Below are 16,964 nucleotides of genomic sequence, written 5' to 3'. Positions count from 1 at the left end.
ACCCTTGGTTGCAAGCCCCTGGTAAAGTTGCCCGCCCGCACACCGAGAGTACGGACAGGTAAGACGGTCTCTATAACACGGCCCCTCCGGCGGCCGTTCCCCGGGTGAAAGATGGGGAACGTTGGCCTGCAAGCAAGGGAACACCCTGGGGGCCATCGGGTGTCCGGCCGCTGGTTTAGCGGGCCCGATTTGCGTTCGCAGCGGATGCAATGCCGCCCGCCTGAACGCCCAGCACCTCGAAGAGGAAGCTGTAGAGGTCCACGTTGGACTCGATGGCCTTGGCCACCTGGTCCGCCCCACCGTGTCCCGCGTTGGCTTCGATACGTAACAGGGCGGGCGCGTCATGTCCCGCGTTCTGTACCCGGGCCACGAATTTACGGGCGTGCAGGGGGTCCACCCGGTCGTCGTGGTCCGCGGCCATCATCAGGAGGGCCGGGTAGCGCACGCCCGGCCTCACGTGGTGGAAGGGCGAGTAGGCGTGAAGCACCCGGAAGTCCTCGGGTTTCTCCGCCGTGCCGTACTCCGGAATCCACGTCTTGCCGCTGCCGAACAGGTGGTAGCGCACCATGTCCAGCAGGGGCACCTGGCACACCACCGCCCCGAAGAGCTCCGGGCGCTGGGTCATGGCGACCCCCACCAGCAGGCCGCCGTTGCTGCCGCCGCAGATGGCCAGCTTGTCGGGCCGGGTATAGCCCTCGCGGATGAGGAACTCGGCCGCCGCGTGGAAGTCGTCGAAGACGTTCTGCTTGCGCTCCAGGCGGCCGGCCTCGTGCCAGGCCTTCCCGTACTCCCCTCCCCCGCGCAGGTTGGCCACCACGTACACGCCCCCGGCGTCCAGCCACGGGTAGATGCTGGAGCGGAACGACGGCAGCATGCTCACGTTGAAGCCGCCGTAGCCGTAGAGGAGCGTCGGGTTGTCCCCCGTCTTTTTCAGGTCCTTGCGGTGCACCAGGAAGAGGGGCACCCGCGTGCCGTCCTTGGAGCGGAAGAAGGCCTGTTCCACCGTGTAGCGCTCCGGCTCGATGGGCAGCTCCACCCGGGCCCACAGCTCCACCCGCCCGCTGGACACGGACGTCTTGTAGACCTGTGGCGGGGTGCTGAAGGAGCTGTAGACGAACCAGGCCTCATCCCGATCCTCCAGGCCGTAGAGGTTGCTCGCCGCGCCCAGGCCCGGCAGCGCCACGTCGCGCACCGGCTGGCCCTCGAGCGTCACCAGCCGCACCCGCGTGGTGGCGTCCTTCAGGTACGCCAGCGCCAGGTGGCCGCCCACGATGTTGATGCCCTGCAGCGCGGCCGAGGGGTCCTCGGGGACCAGTTCCCTCCACGCCGGGCGCTCGGGCCGCTCGGGAGACACCTTGAAGACGCGCTCCATGGGCGCGCCCTCGTCCGTCTGTATGTAGAAGGCGTCCTCCCAGACGTCCACCGAGTACCGGGCGCCCTCGCCCTTCACCAGCAGGCGGAAGTCCTTCTCCCCCACCCGCTTCCACCAGACGTCGTTCTCGCTCCAGCCGCGGGTGATGTAGACGAAGAGGTACTTGCCGTCCCGGGTGACGTTGCCGCCGAGGAACGTCTTCGGATCCCCCGTGCGCGGGTGCACCTGGGTGTCCGTCTTGGGGTCCGTGCCGAGCCGGTGCAGGCGCAGCTCGGTGTAGCCGGGCCGCTCGGCCACGGGGATGGACGGATCCGTGGGCAGCCACGCGTAGTAGAAGGACTGGTTGTCCGGCGTCCAGTTCGGGGAGGCGTACTTGGCCCCCTCGATGACGTCCACCTCGCTCCACTTGCCCGTGTCCACGTCCAGCACGTGGAGGATGGCCTCATCCGCCGCGTTCGGCTTGCGGCTGAAGGCCACCTTCCGGCCGTCCCACGAGGGCACCCACACGCCCAGGGACACCGTGCCGTCCGGGCTCCAGGTGTTCGGGTCCAGCAGGACGCGCTCCTCGCCCTTCTCGCCCTCGCGCCAGTAGACGACGGCCTTCTCCTTGTCCTTGTGGGTGCGGACGTAGAAGTAGCGGTTGCCCCGCACCGCGGGCGCGGACAGGGACTCCACGTAGAAGAGCTCCGTGTAGCGCCGCCGCAGGGCCTCGCGGCCGGGGAAACGCTCGAGGTGCTCCCGGGCGAAGGCGTCCTGGGCCTTCATCCACGCCTGCACCTCGGGGGACTGCTCGTCCTCGAGCCATCGGTGCGGGTCCGCCACCTCCACCCCGTGCAGGGTGTCCACCACCGCCTCGGTCCGCGTGGCCGGGTATTTCATCCGCTTCGTCTCCTTGCGAGGGACAGCAGATAAGGCAACGCCCCCGTCCGTCCCACGAAAAGTGCGGGACTGGCGGGGGCGTCCGTGACGCGCGGTGGGGGCTCGGGCTCAACCCGGGGCCCGGATACCCTCACCCCGTCCCTCTCCCGGAGGGAGAGGGGTTCTCGAGCGCCTGGGCGCGCGGGCGCCTACGCGCTCTCCTTCTTGGGCTCCGCTTCCTTGTTCTCCTGGGAGTGGAGCACCACCGGCTCGCTCTTCTTGAGGATGACCTCCTCGGAGATCACCACCTCGCGAGCCGTCTTGCGCGAGGGCAGCTCGTACATCACGTCCAGCATCGCGCTCTCCAGGATGGAGCGCAGGCCGCGCGCTCCCGCCTTGCGGCGGATGGCCTCGGAGGCAATCGCCTTGAGCGCCCCGTCCGTGAACTTCAGCGAGATGCCGTCCAGCTCGAAGAGCTTCTTGTACTGCTTCGTCAGCGCGTTCTTCGGCTGGCTGAGGATGTTCACCAGCGCCGGCTCGTCCAACTCCTCGAGCGCCGTCACGATGGGCAGGCGGCCGATGAACTCCGGAATCATTCCGAACTTCAGCAGATCCTCCGGCTCCACGTGCTTGAGCAGCTCGGTGAGGTTGCGCTGCTTCTTGGACTGGATGTCCGCGCCGAAGCCCAGGCTGCGGCCACCCAGCCGCCGCTCGATGATCTGCTCCAGCCCGCCGAAGGCGCCGCCGCAGATGAAGAGGATGTTCGTCGTGTCCACCTGCAGGAACTCCTGCTGCTGGTGCTTGCGGCCCCCCTTCGGCGGCACGTTGGCGACGGTGCCCTCGATGATCTTCAGCAGCGCCTGCTGCACGCCCTCGCCCGACACGTCGCGGGTGATGGACGGGTTCTCCGACTTGCGGGCGATCTTGTCGATCTCGTCGATGTAGACGATGCCGCGCTGGGCCCGCTCGATGTCGTGGTCGGCGGCCTGGAGCAGGTTGACGATGATGTTCTCGACGTCCTCACCCACGTAGCCGGCCTCGGTGAGGCACGTGGCGTCCGCGATGGTGAAGGGCACGTTGAGGATGCGCGCCAGCGTCTGCGCCAGCAGCGTCTTGCCACTGCCCGTGGGGCCCAGCAGAAGGATGTTGCTCTTCTGCAGCTCCACGTCGTCCATGGCCACCTTGGACTCGATGCGCTTGTAGTGGTTGTGCACCGCCACCGAGAGCGTCTTCTTCGCCCGCTCCTGGCCGATCACGTACTCATCGAGGATGGCCTTGATCTCACTGGGCCGCGGAATGCGCAGCTTCGTGTCCTTGGTCTCCTCGCGGTCGATCTCCTCCGCGATGATGTCGTTGCACAGTCCGATGCACTCGTCGCAGATGTAGACCGTCGGTCCCGCGATGAGCTTCTTCACCTCTTTCTGCGACTTGCCGCAGAACGAACAGCAGAGGGACTGGTTGTCTCGCTTCTCCACGTTCTTACCCGCCATGTATGGCCCTCGCTGCAACTGCCTGGAGGTGCGCTCCCCAACCGGCCCGCCCCCCTGCCTTGAAACCAATCTAGTCAGCCCCTGTCCGGGACGTCCACGCACCTGCTGGGTACTTAACAACCCAGGATGACAGGCGCAGAAAACAGAAGCCGGAGACGCGGTGCATCATTCCCCGCGGCTCCGGCCCGTATGCCCCGCCAGGGGGCGCCTACTTGCGCTCGCCCGAGGGCGGCGTCAGTACCTTCCGGGGGTTCTGCACCTCGTCGAGGATGCCGTACGCCTTGGCCTCCGCCGCCCCCATGAAGTAGTCGCGATCCGTGTCCTTCTCCACACGCTCGATCGGCTGGCCGGTGTGCTTGACGATGAGCTCGTTGAGCTTGGCCCGCATGCGGAGGATTTCCTTGGCCTGGATCTCGATGTCCGTGGCCTGCCCGCGCACCCCGCCCAGCGGCTGGTGGATCATGATGCGCGAGCTGGGCAGGGCGTAGCGCTTGCCCTTGGCCCCGGCCAGCAGCAGCACCGCGCCCATGGACGCCGCCTGGCCCACGCAGATGGTGGACACCTGCGGTTTCACGTACTGCATGGTGTCGTAGATGGCCAGACCGGCCGTCACGGAACCACCGGGCGAGTTGATGTAGAGGTTGATGTCCTTGTCCGGGTCCTCGGACTCCAGGAACAGGAGCTGGGCGACGATGACGTTGGCGACGTCATCGTCGATCTCCGTTCCCAACATGACGATCCGGTCCTTCAGGAGCCGGCTGTAGATGTCGTACGAGCGCTCCCCGCGGTGGGTCTGCTCGATGACGTAGGGAACGGGCATGAAGGGCATGACAACCTCGTGAAGGGTCGAAGGAAGAAGAACTCCTAGGAATACTTCGCCTGACCCTTCAGGAATTCAATCGTCTTTTCTTCGCGAAGTCGGAGGCTCAACCCCTCGCGCTCGTTGGGGCCCTTGAAGTACTTGCGGACGACGGAGATGTCCTGCCTGGCCTCCTTGGCCAGCTCCTCGAGCTTCTTCTCCACGTCGGCGTCGCTGGTCTGGATGTTCTCCTTCTGAGCAATGGCCTCGATGAGCAGCGCCCCCTTCACCTCCTGGGTGGCCTCCTCCCGCAGGTCCTCGCGCAGCCGGGCGAAGTCCAGGTTGAGCTGGCGCGGGTCCATGCCCATGCGGGCCATGGCGCGCAGCCGGTTCTCCAGCATGTTGTCGATGGTGCGCTCCACCATCGCCTTGGGCACCTCGAAGGTGTTGCGCTCGATGAGGGCCTTGAGGAGGGCGGCGCGCTCGTCGGCCTGGGCCTTGTTGCGCTTGCCCTGCTCCAGGTCCGCGCGGATCTTCCCGCGCAGCTCGTCCATCGTCTGGGCCTCGCCCGTCTCCTTGGCGAAGTCGTCATTCAGCTCGGGGACGACCTTCTTCTTCAGGCCCTTGAGGGTGAACTTGAAGCGGGCCGTCTTGCCCTTGACGTCCTCCACCCGGTAGTCGGCGGGGAAGGTGTAGTCGACATCCTTGGCCTCGCCGACCTTGGTGCCCTCGAGGGCGGCCACGTTGGACTCGACCAGCTCGCCAGCGGCCAGCTCCACCGTCACGTCGTCGGCCTTGCTGCCGGGGAACTCCTTGCCGTCCACGGTGGCCACGTAGTCCACGCTGGCGAAGTCGCCCATCTGCGCCGTGTCACGGCCCTCGATGTTCTCCAGCCGGGCCATGCTCTCCCGCAGCTGGGTCAGGCGGTCGTCCACCTCCTTGTCCTCCACCTGGGTGGAGGAACGGGTGAGGGGCAGACCCTGGTAGTCCTTGGCCTCCACCTTGGGCTTCACCTCGACGCGGGCCTCGAAGGAGAAGGGGGCGTCGGCCTTGAGGCCGGAGTTTTTGGTCACCTGAGGCGAGGCCACAGCCTCCACCTTGTGCTCCCGGGCGGCCTCCTGCCAGGCGTTCTGCATCACGCGCTGGATGACCTCGTCCTCCACCTGCTCCCGGTAGCGCTGCTCGAGGATGCGGCGGGGAACCTTGCCCTGCCGGAAGCCGGGCAGCTTCACCTGCTTGCCGAGCGCGTTGTACGCCCGGGTGAGCTCCTCGGTCACGCGGGAGTTCTCGACCTCGATGGAGAGCTTCTTCTCGATGGGAGAGAGCTCCTCGATCTGGACCTTCATGGGGATGCCTCGCTCGCGCCGGGCACGGCCGGCGTGTCGAATGGGTGAAGAACTGAAAGATGTGGGACGTGCGCGTTTAGGAGATAGGTCCGATCCGGTCAACGCGAAATGGCCGGAGTGGGCGAGGAGGGACTCGAACCCTCACACCTTGCGGTACCAGATCCTAAGTCTGGCGCGTCTACCAGTTTCGCCACCCGCCCGGGGGCTGACCGTGCGTTCTAACCCGAAAACGGGGCTCCGGCGCACGGCAATCCAGGACCCCAAAAAGGAACCGGGGCCCCCTCATCGCTGAAGGGGCCCCGGTCTGTTGAGAGCGGAGGGAATCGAACCCACAACCTATGGATTAAGAGTCCATTGCTCTACCAATTGAGCTACGCTCCCGACTCTTGTGCGCCGCGCCGTTCGTCACCGCGCGTCGACGGGGACGGCTTGTACGGTGCGACGCGGTCCACGTCAAATGCTTTTTTTCGGACCCCCGCGCAACCCCTCCAGAGCCTCTGAGCCGAGCCTGTCTGCCCTCCGAGCTGGCGCTGGACGGATGTTCAGTATCGGGATGCCAACGCACGCCGTCCAGGGTTGAATCCTCCCCGAGGTGCGGGCGGACGGAGGTCGTTCGCCCTTTTCGCAGGCGGAGACAGAGCAGCGGCATGGAAGCACACAACAAGGCGGAAACCGCGCAGGGCCAGTGGAGCCCCGAGCGCGTGGAACTCATCAAGCGGACCATCTGCCCCCGAGGCATCGGGGAGGACGAGTTCGCCCTCTTCATCGAGCAGTGCAAGCGCTCCGGGTTGGACCCGTTGCTGAAGGAGGCCTTCTGCGTGGCCCGGCGGCAGAACGCGGGCAACCGGGAGAAGCCCAACTGGGTGACGCGCTACGAGTTCCAGCCCTCGGAAGCGGGGATGCTGGCGCGCGCGGAGCGCTTCCCGGACTTCAAGGGCATCCAGGCGAGTGCGGTGTACGCCGAGGATGAGATCATCGTGGACCAGGGCAAGGGCGAGGTGGTGCACCGCTTCAACCCGGCCAAGCGCAAGGGCAGCCTGGTGGGGGCCTGGTCGCGCGTGGTGCGCGACGGGAAACTGCCGGTGGTGGTGTGGCTGGACTTCGCGGGCTACGTCCAGCAGACGCCGCTGTGGGCCAAGATTCCCACGACGATGATCGAGAAGTGCGCGCGCGTGGCGGCGCTGCGCAAGGCGTACCCCGAGGCCTTCGGCGGCCTGTACGTGCGCGAGGAGATGCCGGCCGAGGAGTTCGAGCCCACGCAGGCCGAGCCCGCGGCGGCGCACGGCGGCTACGAGGTGCTGGGCGCCCGGCCCGGTCCGGTGAAGGCGTCCTTCCCTCCCCTGCCCACGGCTCCCCGTGAGGCGCGAGAGGAGAAGGAGCACGCTCCGGCCCCGGCCCCCGTTCAGGCCAGGGAGCCGCACAGGGAGGAGACGCACCGGGAGACCGTGCGTGAACCCGAGCCGGTCCGCGAGTCCGTGAAGGCGCGTCCCGCGGCCACCTCCGCCAAGGAGGTCCGCGAGCCCGCGGTGGCCCGGGAGAAGGCGTCCGAGCCCGCTCCGGCCGCCGAGCAGCCGGCCCCGGCGGTGGAGGCCCCGGCGAAGCTGAAGAGCTCGTCGGTGGTGGTGGCCTTCGGTCCGCACAAGGGAAAGACGGCCTCCGAGCTCAGCGACGAGGAGCTGGCCGAGACGATCGACCTGGCTCACGAGAAGCTGATGGAGCAGCCCAAGGCGAAGTGGGCCCGGCCGATGCGCGAGAACCTCGCGGCGCTCGAGACCGAGGCCGAGCTGCGCTGCCGCGTTCCCGCGGTGGACGGCAAGGCCTGAGTGGAGTCGTGGCAGCACCCTCGCAAGGGGGTGCTGCTGCGCGCCCAGAGGGACTTGAACCCCCAACCCTCGGCTTCGAAGGCCGATGCTCTATCCAGTTGAGCTATAGGCGCAAAAAGCGGGGGGATGAGAAGGGCGGCCAACCGGGATCGAACCGGTAACCTCAGGAGTCACAGTCCTGCGCTCTAACCAGTTGAGCTATGGCCGCCGTCACGACGAACAACCTGCGCTGGAACAACCGCGCTGAAACGTGGCGGCTTCCCTACCGTGGAAACCGTTACGGTTCAAGCCCTTTGTCACAACGGAGAGGGTGGCGCGCCAGTCGGGCCCCTGGAGCGAGGCTGCTCACCGTGCGGGAGGTGGCCGCCCGGCTGCCGGTTTGCACTGCGACCGTCTACTCGCTCTGTTCACGTGGGCTACTTCGATTCATCCGGGTCACTGCCTGTCGGCCACCAGCACCGAGGCCAGGTAGAACAAGCGCCCTGGCCTGGGCTGTCCTGGCAACCGGGCGCCCACTTCCTGCATGAGGGCGCCGATGAAGTGGATGTTCTTGGGGAAGATCAGCGCGGCCTGGGCCCGGAAGAGCACGGTGGCATTCAGCGCGCCCTGGTGGAGATGGAAGTGGAGCTCCCGCATGCACTTGGCATCCCCGTCGGAGGTGTGACGGGGCCGTGAGGTGTTGGGGATGGTGATGACGGCGCGCTTCGACGCGGGAAACCGGGTGAGGCAATCGACCACGTTGTCGAGCTTCTCGCGCATGTCCTCCCGGTAGTCCCCCTGGGCACCGCCACGCTGCTCGGAGAACCACCGCTGCTGCTCCGGCCGCAGCTCCCGTCCCAGATTCCACGCGGTATACGCCTCCAGCGCGTCCCGGGAGAACAGCTCGGTTTCGATGAGCCAGTCATCCATCAGGATGTCCTGATGGAAGTTGCGGACCACCGTGCCGTCTCGGGTCAACTCGCTCATCAGCCGCCAGGTGTCACGGCAGGTTCGTGCCGGGTTCATGCGAGGCCTCACAATCCAAAGCAGATGCTCTTCACTTCCAGGTACTCGTCCAGGCAGCCGGGGCCGCCCTCGCGGCCAAGGCCCGAGTGCTTGATGCCGCCAAAGGGCACTTCCGGCGCGCAGATCGACGTCGTATTGGCCCCCACCATGCCGGCCTCCAGCTCCTCGGACATCCGCCACAGCCGGCCCACCTGGGACGTATAGACATAGGCGGACAGGCCGGCATCGGTCTCGTTGGCCCGCGCGATGACCTCGTCCTCGCTGGAGAACCGGTACACCGGGGCCACCGGGCCGAAGATTTCCGTGCGGTAGAGCGCCATGGCCGGGGTCACATCCCGCAGCACCGTCGGCTCGTAGAAGAGGCCGCCCCGGGCCGCCCGCTGGCCACCCACCACGGCCCGGGCGCCCTGGGAGCGGGCCTCGTCGACCAGGGAGGCCACCTTGGCCACCGCCTGCTCGTTGATGAGGGGCCCCACGTCCGTGTCGGGCTCGAAGCCCGAGCCCAGGCGCAACCGGGCCACCCGGGCGGCCAGCTCGGAGACGAACCGCTCGTAGATGGAGTCCTGGACGAAGAACCGGTTGGCGCCGATGCAGATCTGCCCGCTGTTGTAGAACCGCGCGCCAATGGCGGCGTCGGCGGCCTGGGCGAGGTCGGCGTCCTCGAACACGATGAACGGCGCGTTGCCGCCCAGCTCCAGTGCGACCTTCTTCACGCCGCCGGCGGCCTTGCCCATGATGGCCTTGCCCACCTGCGTGGAGCCGGTGAACGAGACCATCTGGACTCGCGGCTCCGTGGTCAACACCTCGCCGACGGCTCCCGCGCTGGAGCAGGTGACCACGTTCAACACGCCGGCCGGGATGCCCACCTCGGCGGCCAGGCGGGCCACGGCCAGGGCGATGAGGGGGGTGAACTCCGAGGGCTTCAGCACCACGGTGCACCCGGCGGCCATGGCGGCACCGCATTTGACGAGCACGGCCGCGGCCGGGAAGTTCCACGGGGTGATGGCGGTGACCACGCCCACCGGCTGTTTGATGGTGAGGTTGCGCACGCCCGCGTTGTTGACGGGCAGGGTGTGGCCCTGGGCGCGCCTGTTCTCCTCCGCGAACCACCTCAGGCTGGCGGCGCCCTGGCTGAGCTCGTCCCGGGCCTGCCGCAGCGGTTTGCCCTGCTCCCAGGTGAGGAGACGGGCGAGATCCTCGCGTGCCTCGAGCAGCGCCCCGGCCCAGGCCTCGATGAGCCGGCTGCGCTCGTTGGCGGGGGAGCGCCGCCAGGTGGGGAGCGCCCGGGCCGCGGCGTCCACCGCGTTGCGCGCCGCGTCCGCCCCCAGGTCCGCGACCTCGGCGATGACCGCGCCGTTGCTGGGGTCTCGAACCGCGAAGCGCGTCTCGCCGGCGATCCACTCGCCGCCAATCCTCGCGCCCGGGGACAGCAGGTGCCGGCGTTCAATCGTCTGCATGGTCATTCCTCGTACCGGGGGACGAGAGGCGCCAGGGAGCGGCGGCCTCCTGTCCCGCACATACCACGGCAGGCAGGCAGCTCACCGGCCTCGCGCCACCAACTCGCACACCTGACGCAGCGCGTGGATTTCGTACTTCGGACGGATGGGCGTCGGGTTGGGCCGCCGCTCGGGGTTGAACCAGCAGGAGTCCAACCCGAAGGCATTGGCGCCCTGCACGTCCGCCTCCAGCCTGTCGCCAATGAACAGCGTGGCCTCCGGGGCCGCGTGGGGATGGCGCTCGAAGGTGTACGCGAAGATGCGCGGGTCCGGCTTGGCGTGGCCGCACTCCTCGGAGACGACCATGAAATCCACCCACGGAGCCAACGCCGAGCACTCCAGCCGCGAGCGCTGCACCTGACTCAGCCCGTTGGTGACGATGCCCACCCGGCAGCCCAGCTCCTGGCGCAGCCGCACACACGCCTCCAGCGCGTCCTCCAGCAGGAAGGAGCACCGCGACAGGTGCGCCACGTACCGCGCGCCGCTGTGCTCCACGTCCACCTCCAGCCCCAACGCCTTCCACAGCCGGTGGAAGCGCTCGGCGTTGAGCCGGGCCTTGGGCAGCACTCCCTGCTCCAACTCCTCCCAGACCCGCTGGTTGATGCGCTGGTAGAGCCCGTACACCTCCTCGAGCGGGCCGGCCGTGGGCCGCTCCCGCAGCACCTCGGCCAACATGGCCTCGAAGGCGTGCCGCTCGGCCCGGCGGAAGTCGAAGAGGGTGTCATCCGCATCGAAGAGGATCAGCTCGTAGGACATGACAGGCTCGGCCTCCTGCCCATGCAGGGGCCCGGTGCTGGCTAGAAGAGGGCGCCCTCGGTCCGCTGCGCCTCGCGCACCTGGGGCCAGCGCTCCCGCAGGAATTGCTGGTGCACGGCCACGGCGTCCACCTCCTCGGAGACGAGCCCCTCGGGCATGCGCCGGTAGCTGGCCCCGGGGCGGCAGCTGGCCTCGTCGAGCGCGAAGTGCACGGCCCGGAAGTCGAAGCTGCGCAGCCCCGCCATGCGCCTGGGCCGCTCCAGGGTGGGCACGCGGTGGCGCATGCGCACGTTGTCGAACACCAGCACGTCCCCGGACCGGGAGGGCGGAGACACCTCCCGCCCCGTCCGGGTGTCCCTCAGCACCGTGCCCTGCAGCTCGCCGTCGTTCTCGTTGGAGAGCGTCAGGATGAGCACCAGCCGGGGCAGCAGTCCCTCGTGCAGGGTGAAGCCGCCATCCTCGTTCTTGCGGTAGTCCAGGTACTCGCCATCGAAGTGCTCGGTGACGGGCTTGCTGCCGCTCGAGTACGTCTGCCAGTTGAGCATGGAGCGGCTCCAGGCCGGCACGTCCGCGCCCAGCAGCGCCCCCAGCACCTCGTCGTGGAAGCGCAGGAAGTGCTCCACCGACTTCAGCCCCTCGAGCGGCACGGTGGGCAGCGGGCTGGGGCCCGCGCTGATCATCATCGCGTGGCTGATGCGCGTGGGCGTGTTGTCGCTGAGGTACACCGCGTGCCGGTCGAGGTTCTCCACCCGGTAGTACCGGGCCGCCATCTCATCGCACTCCCGCTCCAGCGCTCGGAGGAAGGAAGGCTCGAAGATGGCGGGCAGGTAGACGTAGCCCTCCTCTTGCAACTGCGCGCCCAGGCGCGGGGCATCGGAGGTCAGGACCTTGGCACTTGCAGGCATGAGTGGGGCTCCAGGCTCCCACCTCGGAGCAGGGGAGCGGACGGAGGGGAGGATTCCACCTCCATCCAGTCCCTGTCAAAACAGGGAAGGAGGCCAGCGGGGAACGGCGGACGAACCGGAACCGGGGACCTCTGCCGCATCCGTGCCGCAAGGGCCCGCGCGACAAGAAGGGGCTGGAACCAGCGGGGGGGACTCCCCAACGATTCCAGCCCCTTGCAAGGTGCGGCATTCGAGCCCCGGAGCGCGGCTCCTCACCGTCCGGGAGGTGGCCGCCCGGCTGTCCGTCTGCACCGCGACCGTCTACTCGCTCTGTTCACGTGGGCTACTTCGGTTCATCCGCGTGTCCGGGGCCCTCCGCATCGACCCGGCAGGCGTGGAGGCGTTCATCGCGGCTGGGGGGAGTAGCCCAAGCCAAGGATAGGCGGCGATGCAGGCAGCCCGGTGCTATCGCGCGGGGTTGCTCGAACTCATCAGACTCGCACCAAGGTGACAGGGCCAGCCGCCGGGTGCGCAACCGGTGTGAGGCCCCGTCCGCTTCTGGAGATGGGGCTTGCCCATCGTCTTCACCATGACCATCTGGAGGTCTGTCGGACTATCTCAACGGCCCACTCATGAAGGGCGCTGAGAATTCGTCGCTGCGCTAGCCCCCCGGGCAATCCGGGGAAACAAGCTCCGGGCCCTCCCGGAGTGCAATGCCGGGCCCTCCCGGCGGAAGCGGACAAAGGTTCTGGGCTCAAGAAGGTGCTTGCCTTCTTGCGCCTGATTCGAGCCTCTCTCCCTCCGCCAATGGCCTGGAGAGCTCGATGGACGCGACAACAAGGCCGGGGCGAGAAGGAAGGCCGTCATGGCCAGAAAGAGGCACGAGTCTTGCTGCAATTGCGTCGTCGCCCGGCGCTCGTGGTCGTTAGACACAACAAAGCCGGTGCCGAGGCCTGGAGGACGCGGCACAAGGCGAGCTGCTGCGCCAGCTTCCAAGCCACCAAGGCAACCTGTGCCTAAGAGGAACGCCGGTCCCTCTCGAAGTGCCGCTGCAAGGCCACTCTTTGAGGTAGTGGTGCGCGAGGACTACCAAGTGCAGGTCACCCTCCATGCGACAGTGTGGTCAAGGCGCGCGGAAGACGACTGAGGCGCTCGCGTGAGACGTTCCGCGATTCTGATGCCGGGTGGCCGCCAGCAGCGGAAGCCGAGTGTACCTGGTCCGCAGCTCGGGGGGCATCCTTGCCCCCTGCGGCTACGCGAGACGCAAAGCGGCCATGCGGGCCACCCGAGTCAAAGCCGCTGATGCGCCGCTGGCGCGGTGCCCTCCGTCCGGGCAACCGTTGAGCCGGCCAGCTCGAGCATGGGACGCGTACGACGATCTCCCCCCGCTGCGGCGGGGGAATGGCTTGGACCACCCGCCACAAGCGGCCGGAGATGACGCGTTGTGCCTGGGAACATCGGGAGGCGGGCAGGCAAGGCTCGCCAGAGTGCGCGCCGACCCCGCTATCCAGCTAGCGACACCGCTGCTCGCCGGATGGCGCGCGCGAGGTGCGCCTCCCCGTTCTCCGCGAAGCGCCGCGCCAGCCCGGCGGCGCCCCACGCGCCACGCTTCAACGTACTCCATCTCGGCGCGCAGCAGGGCCTTGACGGTGAAGAGCCGCACGTCGCCGAACGGCGAGGGAAACAGCCGGGGCAGCGAGCACGACTCCTGGCCGAGCAGCACCCACACCCGCCCTCAGCGGTCACGAGGGAGGCGGGCATGACCTTCCCCGCCACGTTCAGCACGACGAGGCCCGCCTTGGCCCTCTCCCGCACGTGCTCGTGGATCACCACTGTCGCCGCCGACGAGATGGAGCCCCCTTTCCACCGAAATCACCGGTAGCAGGGGACCCGGTCGGTGATTTCAGGGCCGTTCTCCGCCCGAGCCGACAGCGCGCCGAAGCCAGTGGGCCGTGCTCCATCCTCAAGGGAGCGGTTCCGAGATGCACTTCGCCTCCTCGGTGAGGGCCGTGTGTGGTGGGGTGCTCGACCGCGAAGTTGCTCCTGGAACCGGAGCGTGTTGCGGCTGACCGTGAGGGAGCGGAAGCCGAACAGGTGCTCCCGGGGCCGGCACCACCGGTGGTTGGAGGAGGTTCCCTATGGGCGGTGCTTGGAGTGGTCCCCGGACCCCCGGTGAACCGGTGGAAATGGTCCCCTTCCTGGTCGGGTGGTGACACGCCTCCGCTCCGGAATTGCACGGAGCCACGGACGTCCCCGTCAGACCGGGGGTTGGCCGAGGGTAGGAGGACACATCAGGTAAGCTGTCAGGGGTAGAACCCCGTGCGGTGCACCACGATGGAAACGTCACGTTCTCCAGAAGGACCGAGCGCACATCCGCGTCCCCAGGCCCGCCTCGGGTACTGGCTGCATCGTCGCGTGCGGTGATGGACCGGCTGCCCCCCTGCGAATGGGAGGCCTCGGGCCCATTAGCCCGCTGAGCATGATGGCCCATCCCGGTGCTCATGACGGCTCTCGCTGATCACGACGGGCCGACGCGCGCAGCAAGAGCACCGCTAGCCCGAGAGTGCTGGTGGGCCGACAGCGCGCTTGATGCCATGGGCGCACGCGTTGGCTCGATGAAACACCGGCAACACAGGAAATAACTGACGAAATGTGCGATAGGAAAGCGGAACGACGATTCTGACTTTTCAAGTAGTATTTCGCCCACTCTGTCTCGTCTAACCGGAATTCATGAGAGTTCTGCTAGTCTCTGGGGCCGCTGTTGGAGGCGCCGATGACTTCCGCACTGCTGGTGCTATTGCTGCTGTCCCAGACAGGAGAGGCCGACCTCACTTCCGCGGAGGCCGTACCTCCGCCGCTCCCGGCGTCCTCAACGGGAGGATGGCGCTACCTGACGCGCCTGGAGGCCACCGGGCTGGCGCTGCTGCCACACGGCGGCGTGGGCGGAGTGGAGAGCTACGCCCAACTGACGCCCATGCTGGTGGTGACCGAGGGGGAGGCGTTGGGCCTCAACCTGGGCGCCCCGGTGCGGCTGCGGCTGGCGGGCGGCGAGGTAGGGGCCGGGCTGGTGCGCCGGGAGGACTGGGACAGCCTGTCGGACTGGGGCCAGTTGGTGCATGCCCTCAAGCTGGGCTCGGACACGGCCCCGGTGGGGCTGTGGGTGGGAGCCCTGGAGGGCTACAGCCTCCTCTCCGGGCACCTGGTGCGCCGCTACTCCAACCGGGCCAACCCGGACTACCACCCGGCGGGCGCGTCCCTCACCGGCACCCTGGGCCCCCTCTACGTGGAGGCCTTCGCCTCGGACGTGCTGGGGGCGCGTCTCATGGGGGCCCAGGCCGAGGTGGACTTGCAGCACCTCTTCACCGGGCCGCCCAGGCAGCGGGGCCGGTACACCCTGGGGCTGTCGGCGGTGCATGACTGGGGCAGGGCCGGAGGTGCTTCTCCTCCGGTGACGCTCGCCCACCTGGACGGGACGGCGGTGGTGGTGGTGCGCCCGGGCTTCGAGTTGCACGTGCTGGGCGGTTGGGGAGGCCGCCCCGGTGTGGGCGGCGCCTGGGGTGCGGTTGTCGGAGTGGGGGCGGATGCCCTCTCCGCCGCCCTGGACATGAAGCTGCGGCTGGAGGTGCGGCGGCAGCACGGGGGCTTCCGCCAGGGGTACTTCGGCCCGGACTACGAGTTGGGGCGCCTGAGCGCGGTGGGTCCCTCCGGGCTGCCGCAGGCGCAGACTCCTTTCCCCAACGGGTTTTCCACCTACGCCGAGGCATTGGTGGCCTGGGACGGGGTGCGGTTGGGCGGGCTGCTGCAACGCCACCTGTGCCTCTCCCTGGGCGCGGAGGTGTTTGGCTGGGGCCGGGTGGACGTGGACGGGCGCCTCGCGGCGCAGTTGGCCCACCGCAACCTGGAAGTGGCCCTGAGCGGGCTGGCGTTGGGGCTGGGCCAGCCAGGGGCACGCCACCTGTACTCGGGCCAGGTGCGCTGGCGCTTCGGCCACAAGCTGTACGCGCTGGCCGAGGGCGGCACGCTGCTGTTTCCGGAGGCGGACGGGGCATTGCGCCCGGGTGCCTTCGCCTCGCTGGGCCTGGGGGTGGACAATGCGCGCTGAGACGTGGGCGCGCAGGTGGGCGGTGCTGCTGGGCGCCGTGCTGCTCTCCACCGGCTGCGTCACCCTGGCGCCGCGACAGGGCGGCAGCATCGCCGAGGGCCCCCGCGCGTTCTCCATGTCGCGAGAAGCGGGGGCCAGTACGCCCGCGCCCGAGACGCCCGCCCCTCTTGCTTCCACGGAGGCGGGCGAGCACGCCTTCTCCGGCGAAACGGGCGAGCAGGAGCGGTTGCACCGCCGCCGCAGCGCCCGCGGGCTGGGCCCGGACGCGGCCCTGGCCAGCTCGGGCGAGGCCCCCGCGCCCGAGCTGGCCGGAGTGGGGACTGCCCCCCAAGGCTCGCCCTCGTGCGGAGGGCAGGCCGTGCCCCCGGGCTGGCCCGACTTCTCCTCCAGCCGTGACGAACTGCTGGCGCCCTTCCTCACCTGTACGTCGCCCGGGGAAGTCCTGGCCCTCCAGGAGCGGGTGGACATGCCCCGGCTGGTGGAGGCCCTGGACGACTGGCGCGCCGTACGGCTCGGCGGCCTGGGACCGCCGCGCGAGGACGTTGCCCATGTGCTCAACCAGAAGCGCGCCTCTCTTCTCCAGAAGGCCCCCGGAGCCTATGGACGCCTCAACGCCCAGGTCCTCTCCGTCTACGTCGTCGACTCGGCCTACGACAATGACTTGAGGGAGATTCTCTTCCTGCTGGCCCAGGAGAGGCGGCTGGAGGAAGTCCTCGAGCGGCTGCCCGCTTTCCAGGCCGCACTGGAGAAGCGGGGACTGAAGCCCACGGCCCGTGTGGAGCGCGGCTCCAAACTCGAACAATGGGGCAGAGGTATTCGCGGTGCTGGCGAGGACACGCTCTCCAGCTCCCCCGCGGCCATGGACGGGCAGAATTTCGCGTTCCTCCCCCTACGAGGCCAGCTGCCGCCAGAGTACCAGGAGGCCCTCGAGAAGGCCGAGAAGGAGCGGGTGCTCAACGCCTCGGCGGACGACATGGCGCTGAGTGCGTTCGACCACGTCACCTTTGGTGTGCCGCTGGGCAGCTACCACTTC

The 16,964-nt window shown here is 68.4% G+C and carries 12 protein-coding genes, 4 tRNA genes and 1 pseudogene; 5 read left to right on the top strand and 12 right to left on the bottom strand.

What is annotated here, in order from left to right; translation table 11 throughout:
• Window positions 1-175: 175 nt before the first annotated feature.
• The 6 genes from AC16DP_RS09180 to AC16DP_RS09155 form a co-directional block, all read right to left on the bottom strand.
• Entirely contained in the window at window positions 176-2,251 is a 2,076-nt protein-coding gene (locus AC16DP_RS09180; protein ID WP_329731114.1) for a prolyl oligopeptidase family serine peptidase, read from the bottom strand.
• A 188-nt stretch (window positions 2,252-2,439) separates the two neighbouring features.
• Complete coding sequence (clpX, locus tag AC16DP_RS09175; RefSeq protein ID WP_483956677.1) at window positions 2,440-3,720, bottom strand: ATP-dependent Clp protease ATP-binding subunit ClpX; 1,281 nt, start codon at window positions 3,718-3,720, stop codon at window positions 2,440-2,442.
• A 208-nt stretch (window positions 3,721-3,928) separates the two neighbouring features.
• Complete coding sequence (gene clpP, locus AC16DP_RS09170; protein WP_329727534.1) at window positions 3,929-4,549, bottom strand: ATP-dependent Clp endopeptidase proteolytic subunit ClpP; 621 nt, start codon at window positions 4,547-4,549, stop codon at window positions 3,929-3,931.
• Window positions 4,550-4,584: 35 nt separating this feature from the next.
• Window positions 4,585-5,865: a trigger factor gene (gene tig / locus AC16DP_RS09165; RefSeq protein ID WP_329727535.1), complete on the bottom strand. Its 1,281-nt coding sequence runs from the start codon at window positions 5,863-5,865 to the stop codon at window positions 4,585-4,587.
• Window positions 5,866-5,983: 118 nt separating this feature from the next.
• Window positions 5,984-6,065, bottom strand: a tRNA-Leu gene (locus tag AC16DP_RS09160).
• Between the two features lie 108 nt (window positions 6,066-6,173).
• A tRNA-Lys gene (locus tag AC16DP_RS09155) sits at window positions 6,174-6,246 on the bottom strand.
• 266 nt (window positions 6,247-6,512) lie between these two features.
• Between AC16DP_RS09155 and bet the strand changes: the two genes are divergently transcribed.
• Window positions 6,513-7,688: a phage recombination protein Bet gene (gene bet / locus AC16DP_RS09150; RefSeq protein ID WP_329727536.1), complete on the top strand. Its 1,176-nt coding sequence runs from the start codon at window positions 6,513-6,515 to the stop codon at window positions 7,686-7,688.
• Window positions 7,689-7,727: 39 nt separating this feature from the next.
• Here bet and AC16DP_RS09145 read toward each other — a convergent pair.
• Window positions 7,728-7,801: transfer RNA gene (locus tag AC16DP_RS09145), tRNA-Arg, on the bottom strand.
• A gap of 21 nt (window positions 7,802-7,822) precedes the next feature.
• A tRNA-His gene (locus AC16DP_RS09140) sits at window positions 7,823-7,896 on the bottom strand.
• On the opposite strand from AC16DP_RS09140, the gene AC16DP_RS09135 reads away from it, so the two are divergent.
• A complete protein-coding gene (locus tag AC16DP_RS09135) occupies window positions 7,889-8,215 on the top strand; it encodes a helix-turn-helix domain-containing protein (protein ID WP_483956676.1) in 327 nt (108 codons plus the stop codon). The two genes, AC16DP_RS09140 and AC16DP_RS09135, sit on opposite strands and share 8 nt — an antisense overlap.
• On the opposite strand, the gene AC16DP_RS09130 is transcribed toward AC16DP_RS09135, so the two are convergent.
• From AC16DP_RS09130 to AC16DP_RS09115, 4 genes are all read right to left on the bottom strand, one after another.
• Entirely contained in the window at window positions 8,124-8,693 is a 570-nt protein-coding gene (locus AC16DP_RS09130) for a thymidylate synthase family protein (protein WP_329727537.1), read from the bottom strand. The two genes, AC16DP_RS09135 and AC16DP_RS09130, sit on opposite strands and share 92 nt — an antisense overlap.
• Window positions 8,694-8,701: 8 nt before the next feature.
• Window positions 8,702-10,150, bottom strand: coding sequence for an NAD-dependent succinate-semialdehyde dehydrogenase (locus AC16DP_RS09125; protein WP_329727538.1), 1,449 nt, complete (start codon window positions 10,148-10,150; stop codon window positions 8,702-8,704).
• Between the two features lie 81 nt (window positions 10,151-10,231).
• Window positions 10,232-10,945 (bottom strand): YjjG family noncanonical pyrimidine nucleotidase, encoded by a 714-nt coding sequence (locus AC16DP_RS09120; protein ID WP_329727539.1) that lies wholly within the window; start codon window positions 10,943-10,945, stop codon window positions 10,232-10,234.
• 41 nt (window positions 10,946-10,986) lie between these two features.
• Window positions 10,987-11,850 (bottom strand): hypothetical protein, encoded by an 864-nt coding sequence (locus AC16DP_RS09115; RefSeq protein WP_329727540.1) that lies wholly within the window; start codon window positions 11,848-11,850, stop codon window positions 10,987-10,989.
• Here AC16DP_RS09115 and AC16DP_RS09110 point away from each other — a divergent pair.
• The 3 genes and pseudogenes from AC16DP_RS09110 to AC16DP_RS09100 form a co-directional block, all read left to right on the top strand.
• Entirely contained in the window at window positions 11,849-12,271 is a 423-nt protein-coding gene (locus AC16DP_RS09110) for a helix-turn-helix domain-containing protein (RefSeq protein WP_329727542.1), read from the top strand. The two genes, AC16DP_RS09115 and AC16DP_RS09110, sit on opposite strands and share 2 nt — an antisense overlap.
• 2,331 nt (window positions 12,272-14,602) lie before the next feature.
• Window positions 14,603-15,931 carry a hypothetical protein gene (locus AC16DP_RS09105; RefSeq protein ID WP_329727541.1) on the top strand — a complete coding sequence of 443 codons (1,329 nt, stop codon included), beginning with the start codon at window positions 14,603-14,605 and terminating at the stop codon, window positions 15,929-15,931.
• Window positions 15,921-16,964 (top strand): annotated as a pseudogene (locus AC16DP_RS09100) (hypothetical protein); the annotation flags it as partial. The gene AC16DP_RS09105 and the pseudogene AC16DP_RS09100, both read left to right, overlap by 11 nt.

The sequence above is a fragment of the Archangium sp. genome, from assembly GCF_057119385.1.
Note: the sequence above shows the minus strand (reverse complement) of the source record. Positions and strands in the feature narration are given on the sequence as shown.

Coding starts and splice junctions, on each gene's coding strand:
- AC16DP_RS09115 (WP_329727540.1), bottom strand. CDS start 11,850: ATGCCTGCAAGTGCCAAGGTCCTGACCTCCGATGCCCCGCGCCTGGGC.
- clpP (WP_329727534.1), bottom strand. CDS start 4,549: ATGCCCTTCATGCCCGTTCCCTACGTCATCGAGCAGACCCACCGCGGG.
- AC16DP_RS09130 (WP_329727537.1), bottom strand. CDS start 8,693: ATGAACCCGGCACGAACCTGCCGTGACACCTGGCGGCTGATGAGCGAG.
- AC16DP_RS09105 (WP_329727541.1), top strand. CDS start 14,603: ATGACTTCCGCACTGCTGGTGCTATTGCTGCTGTCCCAGACAGGAGAG.
- AC16DP_RS09135 (WP_483956676.1), top strand. CDS start 7,889: ATGGCCGCCGTCACGACGAACAACCTGCGCTGGAACAACCGCGCTGAA.
- bet (WP_329727536.1), top strand. CDS start 6,513: ATGGAAGCACACAACAAGGCGGAAACCGCGCAGGGCCAGTGGAGCCCC.
- AC16DP_RS09110 (WP_329727542.1), top strand. CDS start 11,849: ATGAGTGGGGCTCCAGGCTCCCACCTCGGAGCAGGGGAGCGGACGGAG.
- AC16DP_RS09120 (WP_329727539.1), bottom strand. CDS start 10,945: ATGTCCTACGAGCTGATCCTCTTCGATGCGGATGACACCCTCTTCGAC.
- AC16DP_RS09125 (WP_329727538.1), bottom strand. CDS start 10,150: ATGCAGACGATTGAACGCCGGCACCTGCTGTCCCCGGGCGCGAGGATT.
- tig (WP_329727535.1), bottom strand. CDS start 5,865: ATGAAGGTCCAGATCGAGGAGCTCTCTCCCATCGAGAAGAAGCTCTCC.
- AC16DP_RS09180 (WP_329731114.1), bottom strand. CDS start 2,251: ATGAAATACCCGGCCACGCGGACCGAGGCGGTGGTGGACACCCTGCAC.
- clpX (WP_483956677.1), bottom strand. CDS start 3,720: ATGGCGGGTAAGAACGTGGAGAAGCGAGACAACCAGTCCCTCTGCTGT.